Origin of the sequence: Streptomyces sp. NPDC059679 (assembly GCF_042734105.1) — a bacterium.
In the GTDB taxonomy this organism is placed as follows: domain Bacteria; phylum Actinomycetota; class Actinomycetes; order Streptomycetales; family Streptomycetaceae; genus Streptomyces.
Genome location: NZ_JBHWES010000014.1, coordinates 158,769 through 181,660 on the forward strand (window position 1 = coordinate 158,769; position 22,892 = coordinate 181,660).

A 22,892-nucleotide genomic window follows, 5' to 3' on the forward strand; every position below is an offset into this window, starting at 1 on the left:
CCATCCGTGACGGAAGGCACCACCCCGGCTGCCGAGGGTGTCGACACCCTGACCCGCCTCGAGCAGGAGGGGGAGATTGCGGCCGACTACCTCGAGGGGCTGCTGGACATCGCGGACCTCGACGGTGACATCGACATGGACGTCGAGGCCGACCGTGCCGCGGTGTCGATCATCAGTGATTCGACCAGTCGGGACCTGCAGAAGCTGGTGGGCCGGGACGGTGAGGTGCTGGAGGCGCTCCAGGAGCTGACCCGGCTCGCGGTGCACCGGGAGACCGGCGACCGCAGCCGGCTCATGCTCGATATCGCCGGGTACCGGGCCCGTAAGCGCGCCGAGCTCACCGAGCTGGGCACCAAGGCCGCGGAGGAGGCCAAGGGCACCGGTGAGCCGGTGAAGCTGAAGCCGATGACGCCGTTCGAGCGGAAGGTCGTGCACGACGCGGTGGCCGCCGCCGGACTGCGCAGCGAATCGGAGGGCGAGGAGCCCCAGCGTCGCGTGGTCGTGCTTCCGGTCTGAACCGGTCCAGCCTCATGATCCACACGGCCCCGTCTGCTCGCAGACGGGGCCGAATCTTGTCAGCCTTGCATCAGCTGTCAGCCCTCGCAGCATCAGCGTTCACCACAGTGTTCGGTATGGAAGGACGGTCCCCGTGACGGAAGCAGCGGAGCTCCCCCCGGCCCCCGAGGAGGCGCGGGAGGTATTCGGTGAGCGCTTCTTGGAGGCCGTCCGGTACGCCGAACTGCTCGCCGACGTCGGGGTGACCCGCGGTCTGATCGGGCCTCGCGAGGTGCCGCGGCTGTGGGAGCGCCATCTGCTGAACTGCGCGGTGCTCTCCGAGGTGGTGCCCGAGGGCGTCACCGTATGCGATGTGGGCTCGGGGGCCGGGCTGCCCGGCATCCCGCTGGCCCTGACCCGCCCGGATCTGCGGATCACGCTGCTGGAGCCGCTGCTGCGCCGTACGAACTTCCTCCAGGAAGTGGTCGAGCTGCTGGGTCTTGAGCATGTGACGGTGGTGCGGGGTCGGGCCGAGGAGGTCCTGGGGAAGCTGCCCCCGATGCATGTGGTGACGGCGCGTGCCGTGGCTCCGCTGGACCGGCTGGCCGGCTGGGGAGTTCCGCTGCTGCGCCCGTACGGAGAGATGCTGTTGCTCAAGGGGGACACGGCGGAGGAGGAGCTGAAGCACGCCCGCGCCGCGCTGAGCAAGCTCGGGGTGGTCGGGACCTCGGTCCTCCATGTCGGGGAGGGGATCGTCGATCCACTCTCCACCGTGGTGCGGGTCGAGGTCGGGGAGAGCCCCGGCGGCGTGCGTTTCGCCGCCAAGCGGGCCAAGGCGGCCCGCAAGGGTCCCCGGCGCCGCCGCTGAGGGGCCGAGGCCCATCCAGGATCTTCCCTGGGCCGGCATTGCTCCATAGGGCGGGCTCGGCTACTCCATACAAGCTTCCAAAACTACGCATAGCGGAGTGTCGTGACGAATCGGTGAGGCTGTCCGTGCATCGTGTTTCACGTGAAACGTCGCTCCTTGTTGCATGGAATCATCAGTCGTGGGCGCGCGGCCGCACTGCCGCGCGACCGTCGGCCCCGACGGGATGTGGATTCATCCACAGGAGAACGGGCCTCGCTGGTTCACAACCCCAAAAGCATGGCAGGCTCTGTTCATCGCGAGCCTGATGTCGAGGAGAGTGAATCCTTGCGGTCCGACGCCAACATCGCGGGGCCGATGACCGATCCGGTCCCCGGCCCCCGTACTGAATCGGCGGGGGAGGATGTTTCACGTGAAACACCGCCCCCGATGGACGACACCCCCATTGGTCGTGCCGCCGAACTGGCGGTCCAAGCCCTGGGCCGCGCGGGCGAGGGACTGCCCAGGCCGGAACAGACCCGGGTGATCGTGGTCGCCAATCAGAAGGGCGGGGTCGGCAAGACCACCACCACGGTCAATCTGGCCGCTTCTCTGGCCCTCCACGGCGGCCGGGTGCTGGTCATCGACCTCGATCCGCAGGGCAATGCCTCGACGGCACTGGGAATCGATCACCACGCCGAGGTGCCGTCGATCTATGACGTGCTGGTGGACAGCAAGCCCCTGTCCGACGTGGTGCAGCCCGTTCCCGATGTGGAGGGGCTGTTCTGCGCCCCGGCCACGATCGATCTGGCAGGTGCGGAGATCGAACTGGTCTCGCTCGTGGCGCGGGAGAGCCGGCTGGAGCGGGCTATCCAGGCATATGAGCAGCCACTGGACTACATCCTCATCGACTGCCCTCCGTCGCTGGGCCTGCTGACGGTCAACGCGCTCGTCGCCGGAGCCGAGGTCCTGATCCCGATCCAGTGCGAGTACTACGCTCTGGAGGGGCTGGGGCAGCTGCTGCGCAATGTCGACCTGGTGCGGGGGCATCTCAACCCCAAGCTCCATGTCTCGACGATCCTGCTCACGATGTACGACGGCCGGACCCGGCTGGCGTCGCAGGTCGCCGACGAGGTCCGCAGCCACTTCGGCCATGAAGTCCTGCGGACGAGCATCCCCAGATCGGTGCGCATCTCCGAGGCTCCCAGCTATGGGCAGACAGTCCTCACCTACGACCCGGGGTCCAGTGGAGCGCTGTCCTACCTGGAAGCGGCCCGAGAGATCGCGCTCAGAGGGGCCAACGTCCACTATGACGCCCAGCGGGCACATACCGTCCCAGAGATCAGCCCGCACGACCAGCACAGCAGCATGCAGGAGGGGATTCAGTGAGTGAGCGACGCAGAGGACTGGGCCGTGGGCTCGGGGCTCTGATCCCTCCCGCGCCGAAGGGGACGGATGGCTCCGGGCCCGCGCAGGCGGCGGGACCGGTCACGGCGACGGCGGTCTCCACCTCGCCGTCGGCGGTCCCGGTGCTGACCCAGGAACGTGGCGTGGCTGCGGCCAAGGTGACCTCGCTGCCGTCTCATGGCCTTCCGCCGGAGACGGAAGCCGTGCCGCAACAGCAGCAGGAGGAAGCCCTGCCGCCCGTCGTGGAGGAGGTGGCCGGAGCACACTTCGCCGAGCTGCCGCTGGACTTCATCACCCCCAATCCGCGGCAGCCGCGTGAGGTGTTCGACGAGGACGCTCTTGCCGAGCTGGTCACCTCGATCCAGGAGGTCGGGCTTCTCCAGCCCATCGTCGTCAGGCAGTTGGCTCCCGAGCGCTATGAGCTCATCATGGGCGAGCGCCGCTGGCGGGCCTGCCGGGAGGCGGGGCTGGAGAAGATTCCGGCGATCGTCAGGGCGACCGAGGACGAGAAGCTTCTGCTGGACGCGCTGCTGGAGAATCTGCATCGCGCACAGCTCAACCCCTTGGAAGAGGCATTCGCCTACGACCAGCTGCTGAAGGACTTCGACTGCACGCATGACGAGCTGGCGGACCGCATCGGGCGTTCCCGCCCCCAGGTCTCCAATACGCTCCGGCTGCTGAAGCTGTCCCCCAAGGTGCAGAGCCGGGTCGCGGCGGGCGTGCTCTCCGCGGGCCACGCCCGTGCGTTGCTCGGCGTCGATGACCCGGAGGAGCAGGACCGGCTGGCGTATCGGATCGTCGCCGAAGGGCTCTCGGTGCGGTCGGTCGAAGAGATCGTGACCCTGATGGGCTCACGGTCGGGGAACAAGACGAAGGCGAAGGGGCCGCGCGCGGGCACGAAGATCTCCCCCGCGCTCACGGATCTCGCCTCCAGGCTCTCCGACCGCTTTGAGACCCGGGTGAAGGTGGACCTCGGTCAGAAGAAGGGAAAGATCGTCGTCGAGTTTGCCTCGATGGACGATCTGGAGCGCATCCTCGGCACGCTCGCCCCGGGCGAGGGACCGGTTCTGGAGCAGCGACTCTCGGAAGCAACAGAATCGGAAGTGGCAGAAGAGTAGGACACCGGTCTTACGGGCAGAGCGGGGCGGGTCGTATTCCGGCGTGGTCGGAACACGACCCGCTCTTTGCTCAAGGGCGGTATCGGTGCAATCTCGGCACGGATACGATGCGATCAGGTAGGGCGGATCCATGTGGAGGCGTCTTATGCGGAGGGCAAGGCCGTGCGATCGGTGAGTCGCACGGGGCTGCTGGCAACGGGATTGGGCCTGGGGGCCGTCGGCGGATTCGTCGGCAGTCTGCTCAGGGGGCGTAGTGCGCTGGCGGCCGCTCGGAGCGCGGCCGACGACGGAAGTGAGGGACTGGCTTCATGGGGCGTCGGCTCGTACCGCTCACACTGGACAACCTCCCGGACATCCCGAAGCGCTGTCGCTCCTGTGTCTTCTGGGAGCTCGACCCGGTCAGCGGCGAAGCCGCGGTAAGGGCCGGACGTCCGGAGCTGGAGAAGGAAGCCTGGATCTCGGCTGTTCTGCTGGAGTGGGGCTCCTGCGGCCGGGTGGTCTATGTGGACGATGTGCCGGTGGGCTTTGTGCTCTACGCGCCCCCGGCGTATGTGCCGCGATCCACGGCCTTTCCGACGAGCCCCGTCGCGGCGGACGCCGTGCAGCTGATGACGGCCTGGCTGATGCCTGGGTACCAGGGGCAGGGGCTGGGCCGGGTGATGGTGCAGACGGTGGCCAAGGATCTGATACGGCGCGGGTTCAAGGCGATCGAGGCCTTCGGGGACGCCACCTGGAAGGAACCGGCCTGTGTGCTGCCCGCGGACCATTTGCTCGCCGTGGGCTTCAAGACGGTGCGGCCGCATCCGCGGTATCCGCGTTTGAGGCTGGAGCTGCGGACGACGATCTCCTGGAAGGAGGACGTCGAGCTGGCGCTGGACCGGCTACTCGGTGCGGTTCAGAAGGAGCCGGCGCTCCGGCCGCTGTAGGGCCGTTCGTGTGAGGGCGGTGCGTACGAGGGCGGTGCGTGTGAAAGCCGGTGCGTACGGGCCGTGGTTTCACGTGAAACACGAAGGGGCTGCCCCAAGCGGGGCAGCCCCTTCGTGGTGGAGCGATGGCTGATGGGGTCAGCCGATGAAGTCGGCCAGGTCGCGCTCGATGGCGGCCTTGGGCTTGGCGCCGACGATGGTCTTGGCGACCTCGCCGCCCTGGTAGACGTTCAGCGTCGGGATCGACATCACGCCGTACTTCGCGGCGGTCGCCGGGTTCTCGTCGATGTTGAGCTTGGCGATGATGATCTTGTCGCCGTGCTCAGCCGCGATGGCCTCCAGAGACGGGGCGATCTGGCGGCACGGACCGCACCACGCGGCCCAGAAGTCGACGAGCACAGGCTTGTCGCTCTTGAGGACGGTCTCCTCGAAGTCGGCGTCTGTGACGGTCACCGTGGCACCGGCCATGGTTCATCTCCTTTATCGATTTGGTGCAGAGGGGGGTAGGTGGGGTCAGGCGGTGGCGTTCGCGCCATCGGCGAGAGCGGCGAGGTACCGCTCGGCATCGAGTGCCGCGGAGCAGCCCGTGCCGGCCGCGCTGATCGCCTGACGGTAGGTGTGGTCCACGACATCGCCCGCGGCGAAGACACCGGCCAGGTTGGTCCGGGTCGAGGGTGACGCGACCTTCAGGTAGCCCTCGTCGTCCAGGTCGAGCTGGCCCTTGAAGAGCTCGGTGCGCGGGTCGTGGCCGATGGCGATGAACAGACCGGTGGCCGGCAGCTCGGAGGTCTCGCCGGTCTTGACGTCCCGCAGAGTCAGCCCGGCGAGCTTGTTGTCGCCGCGGATCTCGGTGACCTCGCTGTCCCAGATGAAGGAGATCTTGGGGTCGGCGAAGGCGCGCTCCTGCATCGCCTTGCTGGCCCGCAACGTGTCACGGCGGTGGACCACGGTGACCGACTTGGCGAAGCGGGAGAGGAAGGTCGCTTCCTCCATCGCGGTGTCGCCACCACCGATGACGGCGATGTCCTGGTCCTTGAAGAAGAACCCGTCACAGGTGGCGCACCAGGACACGCCACGACCGGAGAGCTCGTCCTCATGGGCCAGGCCCAGCTTGCGGTGCTGCGAGCCGGTGGTGACGATGACCGTCTTGGCCCGGTGGACCGTACCGGCGGAGTCGGTGACGGTCTTGATGTCCTCGGTGAGGTCGACCGAGACAACATCGTCCGGGACCAGCTCGGCGCCGAAGCGCTCCGCCTGGGCCCGCATGTTGTCCATCAGGTCGGGGCCCATGATCCCGTCACGGAAGCCGGGGAAGTTCTCCACGTCGGTGGTGTTCATCAGGGCACCACCGGCGGTCACGGAGCCTTCGAAGACCAGCGGCTTCAAGGAAGCCCGGGCGGTGTAGAGCGCGGCCGTATAGCCCGCGGGCCCGGAACCGATGATGATCACGTTGCGGACGTCGCTCACGGATGTCTTCCTTGTCTCTGCCGAGTGCCGAGTACTGACTGAGGGCGGCGACATCCGGAGTCCCCCGGAAAACCGCTACCACCCCACCCAACGGATCCTACGGGTCGCGCATTCCCGGGTGGCGTCAGGCGGCCTTCCGTGTGCCGTGTGCCGCGCGCCTCAGTCTCGCGGGTAGGTGCGGGCCACGAGGCGGGTCCCGGCATTCGACGGTGACTGTGCGACGCACGCCGATTCGATCACGAAGGCGTCGACGAGCTTGTTGTCGGCTTCGTGCGGCAGCACCACAAGATAGACCTCCTTGCCGGCGTAGGTGTCCTCCTGCGCGGCAAGTGGGGTCTCCGAGCGACCGGTGCCCGCCTGTACACAGCTGGGCACCGGGGGGTCCTCGGCGCGCAACGGCATGTCCGGGGTGTCCTGTGCCCGCACATCGCCGGAGGCGGTCGAGGGCTTCTGGTCGGCGAGGAGGGCGTGCACCCGGGCCTGGAGGGTCGCCGCGGAGAGCGTCTCCGTAGTGGACGAGGGCTGCCTCTCCGACGCCTGTGTGCTGCCCGCATCGTTGCCGGCGGTGGAGCCCGACTGCATGAGGAAGGTGCCGAGACCGATCACGGCAGCCGCGCAGGCGGAGCCGAGGACGGCCCTGGGCCAGCGCCGGGGCTGCGGGCGCCGGGCGTCGGGCCGGGACTTCGTACGGCCCGGTCCGGTGGCGGCTCGCGGACGCCCCGCCGGTCGCTCGGCAGCGCCGGACGAAGGTGTCGAGTCGCTGCTCGTCTTCCGGGGGCGGGTCGGCTCCGATGTTTCACGTGAAACGTTCGGAGCCGCTTCGGCCGAGGAGTCGAGGGTCGAAGTTTCACGTGAAACATCGACGCAGTCATCCGGGGTGGTCGCATCGAGGAGGGCTTCCGCGGCGAGCGCCGCGTCGATACGCCCCGCGATATCGGCGGGCATCTGCACCGGACCCGGGAGGGTGCCCAGCAGCGACCGGATCTCGTCCAGGGAGGCTTGTACGTCGGCGCACAGCTCACAGGCGGCGAGGTGGCCGCGCACATCGGCAGTGCGGTCGGGGGGCAGCAGCCCCTCGGCGAGTGCGGAGATCTCCGTGACCTCCGGGTGCTCGTCCGTGTCGGTCGACGATGTCACGCTCGGCCACCTCCGCCCTTCACGGCATCTGTGTCGTTCGGTCCTGCCGTCGGTGGGACGGATGTCCCCTGCGTCCGGTTCCTTGCCCCGCTCGGCGAGTCGTTACCCCTCCCGTTCGGATGGAGATGGGTCAGCATGGGCAGCAGACGTGCGCGTCCCCGGGCGCAGCGGCTTTTGACCGTGCCGGTGGGGACCTCCAGGATTCTCGCGGCTTCGGCCACGGGGTAGCCCTGCATATCGACGAGTACGAGGGCCGCCCGCTGCTCGGGGGGCAGGGTGCGGAGCGCGCCAAGCAGCTCTCGGTGGAGGTCTCCACGCTCCGCCGGTGCGGCGGCCGACTCGTGGGGTTCCAGAAGCTGCTCGAGCCGTTCCGTTTCAGCCACGGGGGAGGTACGACGGGAGGCGGCCTTACGGGCCCGGTCCAGGCAGGCGTTCACCGTGATGCGGTGGAGCCAGGTCGTGACGGCCGACTGGCCGCGGAAGGTGTGAGCGGCCCGGTAGGCGGACACGAGCGCGTCCTGGACCGCGTCGGCAGCCTCCTCACGGTCGCCGAGCGTGCGCAGCGCCACCGCCCAGAGTCTGTCGCGGTGGCGTCGCACGAGTTCACCGAAGGCATCCGGGTCGCCGGCGACATGGCGCTTGAGGAGCTCGCCGTCGCTCGTGTCGCCGAACCTGGCGTTGTCCACCCTGGAGCCCCTCCCCGTCCGGCCGACTCAGCCGGTGAACTTCACGTCCGTGATGGCCTGCTTGTAGGGGTGTTCGTAATTGGGTTCCGGGTCGGAGTAGGGAAGCGCGGTCAGCCAGACGAGGACGTAGCGGGTCTTCACCTTGCTCTTGATCTTCAGCTCGGCGGACTTGCTCTCGACCTTGGCCGAGCCAAGCTTTTGGAACGAAGCGACGGGGTCGGACGCCGAGACGGACGGGGAGAGGGAACCCGTGGCATACAGCGAGACCTTCGTGTACGAGCCTCCGTACTGCAGCCCGAGGGTGGCGCTGTCCAGCGTCCGCTCGGAACCCAGGTCGTAGATGATTCCGACGCCCTTCTTGACGGTCGGGGCGAATTCCGGACCGTCGATGTAGCTGCTGGTGCGCCAGGACGTCGATGGGTCCCTGTCGTAGGTGAGCTTGACCTCAGCGGGGTTCTGCGCCTGGGTGCCAGGGGCGAACTCCTGAGCTTTGACGATCTTGATCGGCTTGCTGGTCGGCTTCGTGGGCTTGTCGTCGTTCCCCTTCTGCTGTGACCGGCTCGGAGGGGACTTCTTCTCCTCCTTGAGGAGGGTGTCCGCGAGCTGCCAGCTGCCGAGGCCGAGGGCCGCGATAAGCAGGGCCGAGACGGTCCACTTGAGGGCCTTGCCGGTGCGGCTCTGCAGCGGGGGCGGAGGCGGCACGGGGACGGCCTGGCCGGTGGCGGGGGACGGCCGGCCGTGGTGCGGCGGCCGGCCGTAGACGCCCTGCTGGTACGTGGTGCGCTGGAAGGCGTCCGGGGCAGTGAAGGTGGGCTCCGGCGGGCGGATCCGCGGCATGGCGGCGACGGCCTTGGAGAGCTCTTCGGGGGTGGTGCAGGGCTGGTCCTGCCGGGAGGCGGTGGCGCCGTCGTTGACGAGCGCGCGCATCGCCAGCTCGGACAGGCCGCGGTGGACCCCCGCGCGGACCTGGTCGGGCGCGATCAGCCCGACGCCCTTGGGTAGCCCGGACAGGCCGTAGGCGTCCCTCTCGTACGGCCAGCGCTGGGTCAGGGCGGCGTACAGCAGCGCGCCGATGGCTTCGGTGTCGGTGCGCTGCGGGTGGTCGGAGCTGATGCCGCGCAGGGCGGCCATGACGGCGAGGCCGCGAATGCGGTACTGGCCCGATTCGGTGCGCAGCACGGAGCCCGGGTTCAGCCGCAGATGCGCGAGGCCTTCGCGGTGGGCCGCGGCCATGGCCTGGGACACCTGGCTGACGAGCTGGTAGGCGTCATGCGGCTCGAGCGGGCCGGAGGCGAGTACGGCGGTGAGTTCGGTGGCGTCGGGAAGCCACTCGTGGACCACGTAGACGAGGTCGTTCTCCTCGACGGCGTCGAGGACTTGGACGAAGCGGGGATCACCGAGCAGCGCCGCCGAACGGGCGGCGGCCAGCACCGGGCGGGCCCGCGGATGGTCGGCCGGCAGCACATGGACTCCGACAGCGCGGCGGAGTTTCTCGTCCACGGCACGCCAGCTGCTGAATCCGTCCAGACGGGTGACGCATTCCTCCAGGCGGTAGCGTCTGGCCAGCTTGTGGCCGCTGTGCAGCTCGGGGGCGCTCGTATCGGCCGCGGCGCCCTTGGTGTCGGTGCCCGCGGCCTGCGCTTCCTTTTCGGCTTTCGTTTCGGTTCCCACCCCGTCGGACGTGGCCTTGCCCGCCTCGGCGGTCAGCGGCTCATCTCCGCTGTTGTCGGCCACGTCGACGGCAGCCGTGCTCCGTTCCGCCACCGTCGTTCCTGCCTCCCCATCCGTTGCGCCTACTCCGAGCCAAGACAATTGTGCCCACAGTCCGCCGCTATGCACGACACACGGTGGCAGACGATGGTTGTGCTGAACGATCAGCGACCAAGTCGTCCGCGGACCATACCGACCATGGCGGTCAGCTCTTCAATGCGCATCCGTTTCGCCGCAATGTAGAAGACCGCGATAAGAACGAGACCACCACCGGCCAGAGCCGCTAGAGATCCCCCCACGCCGGAGCCCACGGCCCCGGTGATGACGTAGGCGGCCGCTCCGCCGATGAGGGCGGCCGGAATGCCGGCACCCACCAGACGGGTGTAGGTGCGGACGACGTGCCGACCGTCCAGATCGCCGCCCAGCTGCTTGCGGAGGCGCTTCCAGGCCACGCCCACGCCGATGGCGTAGGCCAGGCCGTAGGAGGCGGCCATGCCCGCCACGGCCCAGCGGGCGGGGAGGACGAGGTAGGAGAGTGCGGAGGCAGCGGCGTTGACGGCGGCGACGATCACCGTGTTGTAGAAGGGGGTGCGGGTGTCTTCGTAGGCATAGAAGCCGCGCAGGACGACGTACTGCACCGAGAACGGGATGAGTCCGAGACCGAAGGCCATCAGGATGTAGCCCATGGAGCGGGCCTGTTCGGTTCCGGAGGAGCCGAACATCAGGGTGCACATGGGGATGCCGAGCGCGACGAACCCGAGGGCGAGCGGGACGATGGCGACGGCGGAGGTGCGCAGGCCCTGCGAGATGTCGTCGCGGACCGCGCCGGTGTCCCCGTCGTGCGCCGCGCGGGAGATCCGGGGCAGCAGGGCGGCCATGACGGAGACGGTGATGATCGCCTGCGGCATACCCCAGATGAGCTGCGCGCTCTGGTAGCCGAGGAGGCCGGTGCCGGGGTAGCCCTGGTTGTCGGCCTTCGCACCGGCCGCGGTGGCGAGCCGGGTCACCACGACGTTGCCCGCCTGGTTGGCGAGCACGAACAGTACGGTCCACTTGGCGAGCTTGGCGGCCTTGCCCAGGCCGTGGCCGCGCCAGTCGAAGCGGGGCCGGAAGCGGAAGCCGGCCGCACGGAGATAGGGGAACATCGCCAGCGCCTGGACGGTGAGGCCGAGGAGGGTGCCCACGCCCAGCAGCCGGACCCCCTCGTCGGTGATGTTGGTGACGCCCAACTCGGAGGAGCTGAAGGTGCCGAACACCCAGATGAACATGGCGAAGCTGGCGATGACGACGATGTTGTTGAGGACCGGGGTCCACATCATGGCGCCGAAGCTGCCGCGGGCGTTGAGGATCTGACCGACCACGACGTGCACGCCCATGAAGAAGATGGTGGGCAGGCAGTAGCGGGCGAAGGTGACCGCCACCTCGTTGGCCTGGGGATTGCCTGCGATGGACGGCGAGAGCATGCGGACGAGGGTGGGGGCCGCGAACACCGATACCGCGACGAGGACCGCGAGGACGACCATCACCAGGGTCAGCAGACGGTTGGCGTAGGCGTCGCCGCCGTCCTCGTCCTCCTTCATGGAGCGGACGAGCTGCGGGACGAAGACGGAGTTGAGGCCGCCGCCCACAGTGAGGAAGTAGATCATCGCGGGCAGCTGGTAGGCGACGGCGTAGGTGTCGCCGAGGGTGGCCGCGCCGATGGCGGCGACGATCACCAGCTGGCGGACGAATCCGGTGAGCCGGGAGACCAGCGTTCCGGCCGCCATCACCGCGCTGGACTTGAGCAGGTTTCCCGCGCGGCCGCCCGAGCGCTTCTTCTCCGGCTCAGCCGTCTCGGGCTCGGCCACCGCCGCGGCCGCCCCCGCGGGGGCGGCCGGCTGGGCGGGAACGGGGCCGGGTGGTCCGGACAGCGGCGCCTGCCCCTGCGGGGATCCCGCGGGCGGATACCCGGCCGGGGGCTGCTGCTGGGGGCGCTGGGGCTCGTAGGGCTGCTGGTCGCGGAAGAGGTGCGCGAAGGCGTCCGGCTGCTGCTGTTCCCCGGCGGCGTAGCCGGCCTGCGGGCCGGTACCCAGATACTGCGTGGCCTCGATGTCGCCGCCGTACTGCTGGTGGGCGGGGCCCTCGGGGGCGGCGGCCTCGGCCGACCACAGCCGCGGATCGTGGCCCTGCGGGGGCGCGGGCTGGTGCTGGTAGGGCTGCTGGTAGCCGCCGGACTGAGGCTGGTGGTATGCGCCCTGGCCCTGGTCGTACAGCGGATCCGTCAGCGGGTCCGTCAGCGGATCGTGGCCGTAGGAGTCCTGGCGCGCGGCGTAGGGGTCCTGCGCCGTGTACGGATAGGGCGTGAACGAACCGGTGACGTACGGATCCTGCATATAGGGGTCCTGCACGTACGGCAGCTGGCTGTACGAGATGTCGCGGGGGTCCCCCAGATACGGATCCTGCTGATGCGGCTCCGGTCCGTAAGGGCTCTGGTGGGCGTACGGGCCGCTCTGCGGCGGCGGTACCCGGCCGGCGGGGTCGTTGCCCGCGCCCTGGCCGCGATCACCGTCATACGGCGCGTTCATCGCTACCCCACCTCATAGTCCGCTGCGGCCGGTCGGCCACGCCATCGCTCAATGGTCCACTTTCTCACCTGAGCCGGAGGGGCCAGCGCTTTGCGATCCGGTGTCCGTCGCCGGGTCACTCGCCTGCCCGGGCACCAGGGTGCCCGGGCGCTCCCCCTCGCCGGGCTCGGTCGGCTCGTCCTCCGCCGTCTCTCCGTCCTGCTTCTCGCCGTTCCCCGCAGCGTCTTCATCACTCCTGGCGGCGGACCGCTTGCGCTGGAGGTAGATCCGGATCCCGGCGAGAACGAGCAGCAGCACCCCGCCCGCGATCACCAGAATGACCGTGGACGTGATTTCGGTGACATTCACCTTGAACGACATCTCGGGGCCGTATGCCTGGCCGTCCACGGTGTACAGCTGGGCCGTCACCCAGGCGCGTCCGTTCGCGTTGGCTGTGGTGCCGAACTTCACCGACTGGCTGTGTCCACCCTGGACCGTGACCACCTGGGGGTCGCTGACCTCCAGGCGGTTGCCCTGCTGGGACCGGAGGACCAGCCGCAGCTCGACGGGTTGCAGCAGGTTGTTCTGGACGGTCACCGGAATCGTGGCGCTGCGCCCGGACAGGGTCATGTCCGTCTTGTTGATGAGGCGCACCTTCTCCGTGAGGTCCTGGAGGTAGGCCTGGACGGAGTCGCGGAAGCCGGTCGAGCCTCGCAGGTCTTGGCGCCACGATGTGGAGATCTCCCGCATGATCGCGGCGCCGAACGGGGTGACCACGCGGTCCTTGGCGGTGAGGATCACCTCGAACTTGTCGAGGGCGGCCTGGGTCAGCCGGATCTTCTCGAATCCGTCGGTGGGCAGCTCCTGGCGGCGCAGCGCGGCCGGGTACGAGCGGGCGGCGGGAACCCGGTGGGTGGCGAGCGGGTCGGGCTGGGCCTTGGCGGCCTGCCCCAGGCTGAGCGGCTGTGTCCAGCTTCCGGACAGGCCGTTCAGGGCCGCCGCCATGGCCTGCGCCTGGCTGGTGGTGGGCGTCCGCTGCGGAGCCACGACGATGCTCCGCTGCTTGTCCGGCGCCTGCAGGGTGATCATCTGGGTCTGGGCGAGGAACTTCTGGACGGCCAGCGTGGCGTTCTCTGCCCGCGTCATGTCGCCCATGAAAGCGGTGGACAGCCGTGCGTCCGCGACCACCGCCGTGTTGCCTCCGCCGATCTGGCGGGCCGCTGTGGGGGTGTAGGGCAGGTTGCCCGTCTCGCGCAGGCTGTCGCTGCGGGCGATGATGTTGTGCGCGCCGGCGGAGGTGGCGACGTCCACGATCGAGGAGTCGATGGCGCCGTTCACCGGCCAGGCGAAGTCCGTACGGGGCTTCACATGGAGAACGGTGTCCACGGTCGTCGAGGCGAGCGCGGTGGCGGTCTGGAGGTGGCTGAGGGCGCCCGAGTTCTTGCCGCGGTGCGCGAGCGAGGCGAGGTCGGGATCGGCGAAGGGCAGGGCCACCACCTGGTGTCCCTCGACGGCCTGCTGCAGGTCGTTGAGCCACTGCTTGGCCACGGCCTGGCCCCGGCCGTCCGTCGTCTCGTTCTCCGTCTGGCTCTGGACCTCGTACGGCTTGGTCATCGCGTCGACCGTGGCGAGCAGGTCCGGGTCGATCACCCAGGTGACCGGCAGGTTCTTGCCGAGCGCGACGAGTTGGTGCAGCCGTCCGCCGGGGGCGAGCTCCGCCGTGAGGTCGTCGTTCTGGAAGATCGGCGTCTGCTGCTCATTGGCGCCGGTACCCGTCCGGGCGGCCAGGTGGGTGGAGGAGATGAGCGGCCACAGGAAGGTGAGCTTGCTCTTCTTGGTGGCGGCGCTCGGCTGCCAGGGCAGGAAGGTCCGCTCGATGCCCATGACCTGCGACCAGGGCTGGCTCCGCGTCTGGCCGCTGAGGGTGACACCGAGCTGATAGACGCCGTTCCCGCCGAGGTGGAGCTCCCTGACCGGTATGGAGAGGGTGAAGTCACGGCTGATGCCGACGGGGAGTTTGCCAATCTTCTGCTTGTACTTGTCGGAGACCTCGGTGCCGTCGAGGCCGATCTCATAGCCCTTCCGCTTGGCGGCCGTATCGATGTCGTTGCGGCCGTTCATGGTCGGGCCGACCGTGAGGCCGACGGAGGAGGCGCTGATCGTCGAGCTGCCGTGGTTGGTGACGGTGCCGCTGACGGTGAGTGTGTCGTTCCCGGACGGTGTGGTGGGAGTGAGCGAGTCGATGGCGACATCGACGGTGCGCGAACCGGTGGCCTTGGCCTGAGCCGGTGCGGTCTGCTGGGTGGGCGCGGTCCGGGCCGGGGCGGTCCGGGCGTGGGCACCGGGAGCCGCCGGGATCTGCAGCACACCCGCGAGCACGGGCGCAGCGGTGAGCACCGCTGCCGTGCGCCGCAGCCAACGACGGGCGCGAGCGGAAGTTGTCCCCTGGAGCTCTGCCGGCTCGGCCACGCGCTCGCCCGTCCCTCGTCGTCAGTGATCGTCAGTCGTCCCACAAAATGCGTCCACGAAATGGTAACGATGTCCGCTGTGATGAAGTGCTGTGGAGGGCTCCACAAGATCGTCACCGGTTCGATGCGTCGGGTCGGCGAGGAGGCTCCCGGGCGTGCGGACACGTACCCTGTTCTGTTGTGCCGAACGCCAACACTGACAGCCACTACCCGCAGTCGAACAACGAGCTCAGCCAGGTGCAGCGCCGCGCCGTGGGCGAGCTCCTGCGGGTGTCTCCCGTAGCCGACGACCTCGCCCGCCGCTTCGAGGCGGCGGGGTTCGGCCTTGCCCTGGTCGGCGGATCGGTACGGGATGCGCTTCTGGGCCGTCTTGGTAACGATCTGGATTTCACCACGGACGCACGTCCGGAGGACGTGCTGAAGATCGTCCGTCCGTGGGCCGACGCGGTCTGGGAGGTCGGCATCGCCTTCGGCACGGTCGGCTGCCGTAAGGAGGGCGGGAACGGAAACGGGTCGAGTCAGAGCTTCCAGATCGAAATCACGACTTATCGGTCAGAAGCCTACGACCGCACGTCGAGGAAGCCCGAGGTCTCGTACGGCGACTCCATCGACGAAGACCTGGTCCGTCGGGACTTCACGGTGAACGCGATGGCCGTCGCGCTCCCGCGGAAGGAATTCATCGACCCGCACAACGGCCTGGAAGACCTCGCCGCGAAGGTGCTGCGCACACCCGGCACCCCTGAGGAGTCCTTCTCCGACGACCCGCTGCGGATGATGCGCGCCGCGCGCTTCGCGGCCCAGCTCGACTTCGATGTGGCGCCCGAGGTGATCGCCGCGATGAAGGCGATGGCCGGGCGGATCGAGATCGTCTCGGCGGAGCGGGTACGTGACGAGCTCAACAAGCTGATCCTGGCCGCCCGCCCCGTCAAGGGGCTGCGGCTCCTGGTCGACACCGGGCTTGCCGACCATGTCCTCCCGGAGCTTCCGGCGCTGCGCCTGGAGCGTGATGAGCACCACCGTCACAAGGATGTGTACGAGCACACGCTGACCGTGCTGGAGCAGGCCATCGCCCTGGAGAAGGACGGGCCCGATCTGGTGCTGCGGCTGGCGGCCCTGCTGCACGACATCGGGAAGCCCAAGACGCGCCGCTTCGAGAAGGACGGCCGGGTCTCCTTCCACCACCATGAGGTGGTGGGCGCCAAGATGACCAAGTCGCGGATGACCAAGCTCAAGTACTCCAATGAGCTGGTGAAGGACGTCTCCCATTTGGTCGAGCTGCACTTGCGCTTCCACGGCTATGGCACCGGCGAATGGACGGACTCGGCGGTACGGCGCTATGTACGGGACGCGGGACCGCTCCTGGAGCGGCTGCACAAGCTGACCCGCTCGGACTGCACCACGCGTAATAAGAGGAAGGCCGGCGCTCTGTCGCGCGCATACGACGGGCTGGAGGAGCGCATCGCGCGGTTGCAGCAGCAGGAGCAGCTGGATGCCATCCGGCCGGACCTGGACGGCAACGAGATCATGAAGATTCTCGGGATCGGACCGGGCCCGCAGGTCGGCAAGGCGTACAAGCATCTTCTGGAGCTGCGCCTGGAGCACGGCCCCATGGAGCGGGACGCCGCAGTCACGGCGCTCCAGGACTGGTGGGCGGCTCAGCCTCAGGGCTGAAGCGTCTGCGGAGCTGACGCATCAGGTTTCACGTGAAACATCGGTCCGCCCCGCCTCGCGCTCGCCATGTTTCACGTGAAACATGGCGACGAGGGCGGTCGCTGCGTAGAGCACGGCCACCAGGATCACCAGGGTGGCCGAGCGTCCGTCGGGGGGCAGCGTCAGTGCGGCGACCGCCGCTCCCCCGACGAAGGCCGCATTGAAGAGCACGTCGTACAGGGAGAAGATCCGGCCGCGGAAGTCGTCGGCGATCGAGGACTGCACCACGGTGTCGGTGGAGATCTTGGCGCCCTGGGTGACGAGTCCGAGGACGAAGGCGGCGGCGAGCATCGGAGCCGGTTCGAAGAACAGCCCCAGCCCCGGCACCAAAACGGTCGCCGCCGCCGCGCACGTCACCATCCAGCGCAGTCGGCCGTCCGGGTCGGAGGCGGGGCTCAGCCGGGCCACCGCCCCGGGCGTGACCACTGCCGCCGCGAAGAAGCCCGCGCCCGAGAGGGCCACGGCGAATCCCAGGAGTGCCAAGCCGTCCGACTCGGTCTTGGCCCATGCGTATCGGCAGAGCATCAACACCATCACCGTCAGCGCGCCGTAGCAGAAGCGCATCGCTGTCATCCCCGCCAGAGCCACCGTGGGATCTCGGCGCTCCAGGAGATGGCGCACACCGGCGACCAGGCCGCGTACGGTGCTCAACAGGGCCGCACGCAGACGCGGCTGGAGCGCCGACGGGTCGGGCCCCAGAAGTCCGGGCGCCATCCTCAGCGCAGCGATCGCGGCGCTGAGATAGAGCGTCGCGCCCATCAGGACCACAACGGCGTCCGACGACGCGCCGTCCGGGACCGCGATGCGCACGACGAGGGCCAGGGCGCCGCCAAGGGTGGCCGCGAGCGTTCCCGCGGTCGGGGACAGGGAGTTGGCCATGATCAAGCGCTCCTGGCTGTCGACGACGCGCGGCAGCGAGGCGGAGAGCCCGGCCAGCACGAAGCGGTTGACGCCCGTGACCGACAAGGCGGAGACGTAGAAGAGCCAGTCGGGAACCTGCGCGAGGATCAGAACGGCCGTCCCGGCGGCCAGCGCGGAACGCAGGGCGTTGCCATGGAGGAGGACCTGGCGGCGGCGCCACCGGTCCAGCAGGACCCCGGCGAAGGGGCCCAGCAGGGAATAGGGGAGCAGGAGGACCGCCATGGCGGAGGCGATCGCCGCGGCTGAGGTCTCCTTCTCGGGGGAGAAGACCACATGGGCGGCCAGCGCGACCTGGTAGACGCCGTCGGCCGTCTGGGACAGCAGGCGAACGGCCAGAAGGTGCCGGAAGTCGCGCAGCTGTAGCAGTACGCGGAGGTCACGCACAACGGGCATGGCGCCAGCCTCACACACCACACGGGCCTCCGGGTGGATTACCCGGAGGCCCGTGATCAAGCCGTGTTAACGCGCAGCGCTTGCTCTCGCTCAGCGCACAGCGCTTTGTCTCGCTAGCGCTCGACTTCACCCTTGATGAACTTCTCGACGCTCTCCCGCGCCTGGTCGTCGAAGTACTGCACCGGCGGCGACTTCATGAAGTACGAGGAGGCCGAGAGGATCGGGCCCCCGATGCCGCGGTCCTTGGCGATCTTCGCGGCGCGCACCGCGTCGATGATGACGCCCGCGGAGTTCGGGGAGTCCCACACCTCGAGCTTGTACTCCAGGTTCAGCGGGACATCGCCGAACGCGCGGCCCTCGAGCCGGACGTAGGCCCACTTGCGGTCGTCCAGCCAGGCCACGAAGTCGGACGGGCCGATGTGCACGTTGTCGGCGCCCAGCTCGCGGTCCGTGATCTGGGAGGTGACGGCCTGCGTCTTGGAGATCTTCTTGGACTCCAGGCGCTCACGCTCCAGCATGTTCTTGAAGTCCATGTTGCCGCCGACGTTCAGCTGCATGGTGCGGTCCAGGACCACACCGCGGTCCTCGAACAGCTTGGTCAGCACCCGGTGCGTGATCGTGGCACCGACCTGCGACTTGATGTCGTCTCCGACGATCGGCACGCCCGCCTCGGTGAACTTGTCCGCCCACTCCTTGGTGCCGGCGATGAAGACCGGAAGCGCGTTGACGAAGGCGACCTTGGCGTCGATGGCGCACTGGGCGTAGAACTTCGCGGCGTCCTCGGAACCCACCGGGAGGTAGCAGACCAGAACGTCGACCTGCTTGTCCTTGAGGATCTGGACGACGTCGACCGGGGTCTCCTCGGACTCGTCGATCGTCTGGCGGTAGTACTTGCCCAGACCGTCGAGGGTGTGGCCGCGCTGGACGGTGACACCGGTCGAGGGCACGTCGCAGATCTTGATGGTGTTGTTCTCGCTGGCGCCGATCGCGTCGGCGAGGTCGAGGCCGACCTTCTTCGCGTCCACGTCGAACGCGGCCACGAACTCCACGTCACGCACGTGGTAGTCGCCGAACTGGACGTGCATCAGACCCGGCACGCGGGTATCCGGGTCGGCGTCCTTGTAGAACTCGACGCCCTGCACCAGCGAGGCGGCGCAGTTGCCCACGCCGACGATGGCTACACGAACCGAACCCATTCCGGTTGCTCCCTGTGTGTACTCGACGAAGCCCTGCGGGATGCGGGGCCTCACTTGGCGGTGTCATCGGACGGATCCGGCCGGGAACCACCCCGGTGCCGGGGCAGGCCGCCCGTATCTCCTGACTGGTCCTGCTCTCCTGGCGGGGCCAGCTCGGGTGACCGGTCCAGCTCCTGCTCCTGAGACCGGTCCTGGTCCGCGGGGCCGCCGCGCTGATCGCGCCCGGCCCGCTCGCTCTCAATCAGCTCGTTCAGCCAGCGGACTTCACGCTCCACCGACTCCATGCCATGCCGCTGCAGCTCGAGGGTGTAGTCGTCGAGCCGCTCACGGGTACGGGCCAAAGAAGCGCGCATCTTCTCCAGGCGCTCCTCGAGGCGGCTGCGCCGCCCCTCCAGGACCCGCATCCGCACATCCCGCGACGTCTGCCCGAAGAAGGCGAAGCGGACGCCGAAGTGCTCGTCCTCCCACGCGTCCGGGCCGGTGTGGGCGAGCAACTCCTCGAAGCGCTCTTTCCCCTCCGCCGTCAACCGGTAGACGATTTTCGCGCGGCGGCCGGCGAGCGTCGCCGCGAGAGCTTCCTCGGGCGCGCTGCCGGGCTCCTCGATCAACCAGCCATTGGCGACCAGCGTCTTGAGGCATGGATAGAGGCTGCCGTAACTGAACGCACGGAACACCCCAAGCGAGGTGTTGAGGCGTTTCCGCAGCTCATAACCGTGCATCGGGGACTCGCGGAGCAGGCCGAGGACGGCGAACTCAAGGATGCCCGAGCGTCTGCCCATTCCCGCCTCTCCTGTCTCCCAGTCCTTTATGCCGAGCTGATGTATCGGCTCGATACATCCAGACGATAGAACCGTGATCCTGGTGGGAACAAGGGCAGCCATGGTGAACGGCGTCACATCACCAATTCGTGGGACGCGAACTGACTGTTATGGAGTGAAGATCACGCCTTCGCGGGTTTTGACCGTGCGTACTCTGTTCGCCATGCACAGCACTGGGAACCAAGCGACGCCCGCAGGCGTCCTCGTCCTGGATGCAGTGTGCCCGGTTGCCGGTGGCGGCCGGAGCGCACATCGGGGGGACCGGAAGCCACCTGCCGCTTTCAGGCGATAGCGCCTGCCCGAGGAGTAGTCGTTCCATGAGCGAGCACCGTCGCAAGCCGCCGCAGCCACAGAGCGGCGGACGAGCAGCGGCCCGGCGCGCCGCGCAGCAGTCTTCAGGCCGCCGCGCGGCCCAACCGCATAGCGCCACCGGGTCGGAATCCGCCCCGCATGGGGAGGAGCGTCCTTATGGCGGCCGGGCCGAAGCCCGGCGCGCCGCACAGCGCGGCACCGGCCGCAGACGAGGAGCCGATCCCGATGCCGGGGGCGCGGGCCGCGGTGGCCACGGCGGCGGCCGGCGTGCCGGCGGCGGTGGCGGTCGCGGCCGTGGAGCGGGGGGTGATGGGCGCCCCGCGAAGAAGCGCTTCATCGACTACCCGCGCGCGGGCAAGGACGGTTTCCGGCGCTGGGTCCCGTCCTGGAAGCTGGTGACCGGGACCTTCCTCTTCTTCTTCGTGATGCTTGTCGGTGCCGTGGGCATCGGGCTGTGGCTGGTGGAGGTTCCCACGGCACAGGCCGCGTCCAAGGTCGAGAAGAACGTCTACTACTGGTCGGACAACACGCAGATGGTCGTCTCGGGCGGTAGTGGTGACCTCAACCGCCAGATCGTGCCGCTGAACGACATAGACAAGGACTTGCAGAACGCGGTGATCTCCGCGGAGAACGCCAGTTTCTACGACGACGCCGGCGTCGACCCGATGGGTATCGCCCGCGCGGTCGTGAACATGGCCAAGGGCGGGGCCACACAGAGTGGTTCCACCATCACCCAGCAGTTCGTGAAGAACACCTACCTGGACCAGTCGCAGACGCTCACGCGCAAGGTCAAGGAGCTGTTCATCTCCGTCAAGGTCGGCGCGACCATGGACAAGGGCGACATTCTCGCCGGCTATCTGAACACCGCGTACTACGGGCGCGGCGCCTACGGCTGCCAGGCGGCGGCCCGCGCCTACTACAACACGGACTGCAAGAGTCTGACGCCGAGCCAGAGCGCCTTCCTCGCCGCGACCCTCAACGGACCCGACCTCTATGACCCGGCCGGCGGCTACGGCCCCGCCGCGAGCAAGGAGGCGAACCTCAAGCGGGCCAAGACGCGCTGGGCGTGGATCCTCAAGCGCGAGGTCGAGGTCGGGAAGATGAAGGAGGCCGACCGGCAGAAGGCGGCCGCGAAGTTCCCGATGCCCCGGGATCTGGAGATCGCGACGAACAAGGAAGGCCAGATCGGCTATCTCACCCAGCTCGCCGACAACTACATCGTCGCGAACACCAAGATCACCAAGGGCATGCTGGACAAGGGTGGCTACCAGATCCACACCACCTTCGACCGCAAGAAGATGAAGCAGCTCGAGACGGCCGTGAAGAAGGTGACCAAGGACAACATCAACCCGAAGCTGCGGCCGAAGTACGACAAGTATGTGCAGTTCGGCGGGGCCTCGGTGGAACCCAAGACAGGCAAGATCGTCGCCATATACGGCGGCAAGAACGCCCTGGAGCACTACACCAACAACGCCGACTACACCGGTGTCCAGGTGGGCTCCACCTTCAAGCCCTTCGTGCTGGCCGCCGCCATGAAGGACGGCGTGCGCGACAAGGACGGGGATCGCGAGCAACCCGACTCGATGCGTACCCCCGTCTCCCCCAACAGCGTCTACGACGGCGACAACAAGCTGACGCTGCGGGACTACAACGGGACTGTCTGGCACGACAAGGACGGCAAGGAGTGGCACCAGCGGAACGACGGTAACGAGGACCGGGGCAAGATCACCCTGCGCACCGCGATGCAGTACTCGGTGAACACTCCATACATCCAACTCGGCATGGACGTCGGCACCGACAAGGTGCGGGACGCGGCGATCGCCGCGGGTCTCAGCAAGGACCAGATGGCCTCGATCACCCCGACGTTCTCCCTGGGCACCTCGGCCCCCAGCGCCATCCGGCTCGCCGGTGCGTACGCGACCTTCGCGGCCAGCGGTAAGCAGGCCGATCCGTACTCGATCGAAACGATCGAGCACAAGGGCCAGGAGGTCTACAACCACGAGGACGAGGCGAAGCTCACGACGGCGTTCGACGCGGAGGTGGCCGACAACGTCACCGACGTCCTGAAGAACGTCGTCGAGCACGGCACCGGTACCTCGGCGCAGATCGGCCGTCCCGCCGCGGGCAAGACCGGCACCACCGACGAGAACAAGTCGGCCTGGTTCTCCGGCTACACCCCGCAGCTGTCCACCGCGATCGGCATGTGGCGAGTGGACGACAAGGCCAAGAAGCAGGAATTCCTCTCCATGCGCGGCGTGGGCACCGGCGACCCGAATGCGTCGATCCACGGAGCCTCGTTCCCGGCCGAGATCTGGGCCGACTACATGCGCGAGGCGATGAAGGGCAAGGAAGTCGTGAACTTCCCGAAGCCCGGCCCGATCGGGAAGAAGGTCTTCGGCGACGGCGCGAGCCCGACCCCGCCGCCCTCCACGACCACCACGAAGCCCCCGTCCGAGACGCCTTCCGAGTCCCCGTCCGAGACGCCGTCCTCGGAGACGCCGTCCAACAGCCCGTCCCCGACGCAGACCTGCGACCCGCTGGACATCAGCTGCAACGACAACGGCGGAGGCAACGGCAACGGAGGAAACAACGGCGGAGGCAACGGAGGCAACGGAGGCCCGGGCGGCAGCACCAGTACTCCGACCACGGAGCCTCCGAGCAGCGACAACGGCGGCTGGTTCGGCGGAGGCGGCGGAGGCGGCTGAGCCCTCCGGCGAGCGACCCTCGCCCCACCACCACCA

The 22,892-nt window shown here is 68.5% G+C and carries 17 protein-coding genes; 7 read left to right on the top strand and 10 right to left on the bottom strand.

The features are described from left to right. Nucleotides 1–6: 6 nt before the first annotated feature. From ACFV2X_RS18100 to ACFV2X_RS18120, 5 genes are all read left to right on the top strand, one after another. On the top strand, nucleotides 7–516 hold the full coding sequence (locus ACFV2X_RS18100) for a R3H domain-containing nucleic acid-binding protein (RefSeq protein WP_014177964.1): 510 nt from the start codon (nucleotides 7–9) through the stop codon (nucleotides 514–516). A 133-nt stretch (nucleotides 517–649) separates the two neighbouring features. Beyond that, nucleotides 650–1,363 carry a 16S rRNA (guanine(527)-N(7))-methyltransferase RsmG gene (gene rsmG / locus ACFV2X_RS18105; protein WP_089507407.1) on the top strand — a complete coding sequence of 238 codons (714 nt, stop codon included), beginning with the start codon at nucleotides 650–652 and terminating at the stop codon, nucleotides 1,361–1,363. A 276-nt stretch (nucleotides 1,364–1,639) separates the two neighbouring features. After that, nucleotides 1,640–2,728 carry a ParA family protein gene (locus tag ACFV2X_RS18110; RefSeq protein ID WP_358637920.1) on the top strand — a complete coding sequence of 363 codons (1,089 nt, stop codon included), beginning with the start codon at nucleotides 1,640–1,642 and terminating at the stop codon, nucleotides 2,726–2,728. Beyond that, nucleotides 2,725–3,864: a ParB/RepB/Spo0J family partition protein gene (locus ACFV2X_RS18115; protein WP_385617274.1), complete on the top strand. Its 1,140-nt coding sequence runs from the start codon at nucleotides 2,725–2,727 to the stop codon at nucleotides 3,862–3,864. Before ACFV2X_RS18110 ends, ACFV2X_RS18115 begins: the two co-directional genes overlap by 4 nt. Before the next feature lie 308 nt (nucleotides 3,865–4,172). Then, nucleotides 4,173–4,790: a GNAT family N-acetyltransferase gene (locus tag ACFV2X_RS18120; RefSeq protein ID WP_385617276.1), complete on the top strand. Its 618-nt coding sequence runs from the start codon at nucleotides 4,173–4,175 to the stop codon at nucleotides 4,788–4,790. Nucleotides 4,791–4,928: 138 nt separating this feature from the next. Here ACFV2X_RS18120 and trxA read toward each other — a convergent pair whose 3' ends face one another. From trxA to ACFV2X_RS18155, 7 genes are all read right to left on the bottom strand, one after another. Continuing rightward, nucleotides 4,929–5,258, bottom strand: a complete 330-nt coding sequence (gene trxA / locus ACFV2X_RS18125) for a thioredoxin (protein WP_089507403.1) — start codon at nucleotides 5,256–5,258, stop codon at nucleotides 4,929–4,931. A gap of 45 nt (nucleotides 5,259–5,303) precedes the next feature. Further along, nucleotides 5,304–6,257, bottom strand: coding sequence for a thioredoxin-disulfide reductase (trxB, locus tag ACFV2X_RS18130; protein ID WP_385617279.1), 954 nt, complete (start codon nucleotides 6,255–6,257; stop codon nucleotides 5,304–5,306). 159 nt (nucleotides 6,258–6,416) lie between these two features. Beyond that, nucleotides 6,417–7,394: a hypothetical protein gene (locus tag ACFV2X_RS18135; protein ID WP_385617281.1), complete on the bottom strand. Its 978-nt coding sequence runs from the start codon at nucleotides 7,392–7,394 to the stop codon at nucleotides 6,417–6,419. Then, complete coding sequence (gene sigM, locus ACFV2X_RS18140; RefSeq protein ID WP_385617283.1) at nucleotides 7,391–8,080, bottom strand: RNA polymerase sigma factor SigM; 690 nt, start codon at nucleotides 8,078–8,080, stop codon at nucleotides 7,391–7,393. Before sigM ends, ACFV2X_RS18135 begins: the two co-directional genes overlap by 4 nt. A 27-nt stretch (nucleotides 8,081–8,107) precedes the next feature. Further along, a complete protein-coding gene (locus ACFV2X_RS18145) occupies nucleotides 8,108–9,844 on the bottom strand; it encodes a protein kinase family protein (protein ID WP_385617285.1) in 1,737 nt (578 codons plus the stop codon). Between the two features lie 110 nt (nucleotides 9,845–9,954). Continuing rightward, entirely contained in the window at nucleotides 9,955–12,354 is a 2,400-nt protein-coding gene (murJ, locus tag ACFV2X_RS18150) for a murein biosynthesis integral membrane protein MurJ (protein ID WP_385617287.1), read from the bottom strand. Nucleotides 12,355–12,402: 48 nt separating this feature from the next. Next, the gene (locus tag ACFV2X_RS18155; protein WP_385617289.1) at nucleotides 12,403–14,802 is read right to left on the bottom strand and encodes a DUF6049 family protein; all 2,400 of its coding nucleotides are present in this window, start codon (nucleotides 14,800–14,802) and stop codon (nucleotides 12,403–12,405) included. A 179-nt stretch (nucleotides 14,803–14,981) separates the two neighbouring features. Between ACFV2X_RS18155 and ACFV2X_RS18160 the strand changes: the two genes are divergently transcribed. After that, the gene (locus ACFV2X_RS18160; RefSeq protein ID WP_385617291.1) at nucleotides 14,982–16,472 is read left to right on the top strand and encodes a CCA tRNA nucleotidyltransferase; all 1,491 of its coding nucleotides are present in this window, start codon (nucleotides 14,982–14,984) and stop codon (nucleotides 16,470–16,472) included. Nucleotides 16,473–16,493: 21 nt separating this feature from the next. Here ACFV2X_RS18160 and ACFV2X_RS18165 read toward each other — a convergent pair whose 3' ends face one another. The 3 genes from ACFV2X_RS18165 to ACFV2X_RS18175 all read right to left on the bottom strand — a co-directional run bounded on the left by ACFV2X_RS18165 (nucleotide 16,494) and on the right by ACFV2X_RS18175 (nucleotide 19,800). Next, nucleotides 16,494–17,825, bottom strand: coding sequence for an MFS transporter (locus tag ACFV2X_RS18165; RefSeq protein ID WP_385617293.1), 1,332 nt, complete (start codon nucleotides 17,823–17,825; stop codon nucleotides 16,494–16,496). A 113-nt stretch (nucleotides 17,826–17,938) separates the two neighbouring features. After that, nucleotides 17,939–19,021: an inositol-3-phosphate synthase gene (locus ACFV2X_RS18170; RefSeq protein ID WP_089507394.1), complete on the bottom strand. Its 1,083-nt coding sequence runs from the start codon at nucleotides 19,019–19,021 to the stop codon at nucleotides 17,939–17,941. 50 nt (nucleotides 19,022–19,071) lie between these two features. Beyond that, nucleotides 19,072–19,800, bottom strand: coding sequence for a PadR family transcriptional regulator (locus ACFV2X_RS18175; RefSeq protein WP_385617296.1), 729 nt, complete (start codon nucleotides 19,798–19,800; stop codon nucleotides 19,072–19,074). Between the two features lie 356 nt (nucleotides 19,801–20,156). Here ACFV2X_RS18175 and ACFV2X_RS18180 point away from each other — a divergent pair, with 356 nt between their 5' ends. Continuing rightward, nucleotides 20,157–22,856 carry a transglycosylase domain-containing protein gene (locus ACFV2X_RS18180; protein WP_385617298.1) on the top strand — a complete coding sequence of 900 codons (2,700 nt, stop codon included), beginning with the start codon at nucleotides 20,157–20,159 and terminating at the stop codon, nucleotides 22,854–22,856. Nucleotides 22,857–22,892 lie beyond the last annotated feature (36 nt).

Bases quoted from the DNA above. Each gene is read 5' to 3' on its own strand.
- ACFV2X_RS18175 (WP_385617296.1), bottom strand. From the start codon at position 19,800: ATGGGCAGACGCTCGGGCATCCTTGAGTTCGCCGTCCTCGGCCTGCTC.
- murJ (WP_385617287.1), bottom strand. From the start codon at position 12,354: ATGAACGCGCCGTATGACGGTGATCGCGGCCAGGGCGCGGGCAACGAC.
- ACFV2X_RS18110 (WP_358637920.1), top strand. From the start codon at position 1,640: ATGGCAGGCTCTGTTCATCGCGAGCCTGATGTCGAGGAGAGTGAATCC.
- ACFV2X_RS18165 (WP_385617293.1), bottom strand. From the start codon at position 17,825: ATGCCCGTTGTGCGTGACCTCCGCGTACTGCTACAGCTGCGCGACTTC.
- ACFV2X_RS18170 (WP_089507394.1), bottom strand. From the start codon at position 19,021: ATGGGTTCGGTTCGTGTAGCCATCGTCGGCGTGGGCAACTGCGCCGCC.
- trxA (WP_089507403.1), bottom strand. From the start codon at position 5,258: ATGGCCGGTGCCACGGTGACCGTCACAGACGCCGACTTCGAGGAGACC.
- ACFV2X_RS18180 (WP_385617298.1), top strand. From the start codon at position 20,157: ATGAGCGAGCACCGTCGCAAGCCGCCGCAGCCACAGAGCGGCGGACGA.
- ACFV2X_RS18120 (WP_385617276.1), top strand. From the start codon at position 4,173: ATGGGGCGTCGGCTCGTACCGCTCACACTGGACAACCTCCCGGACATC.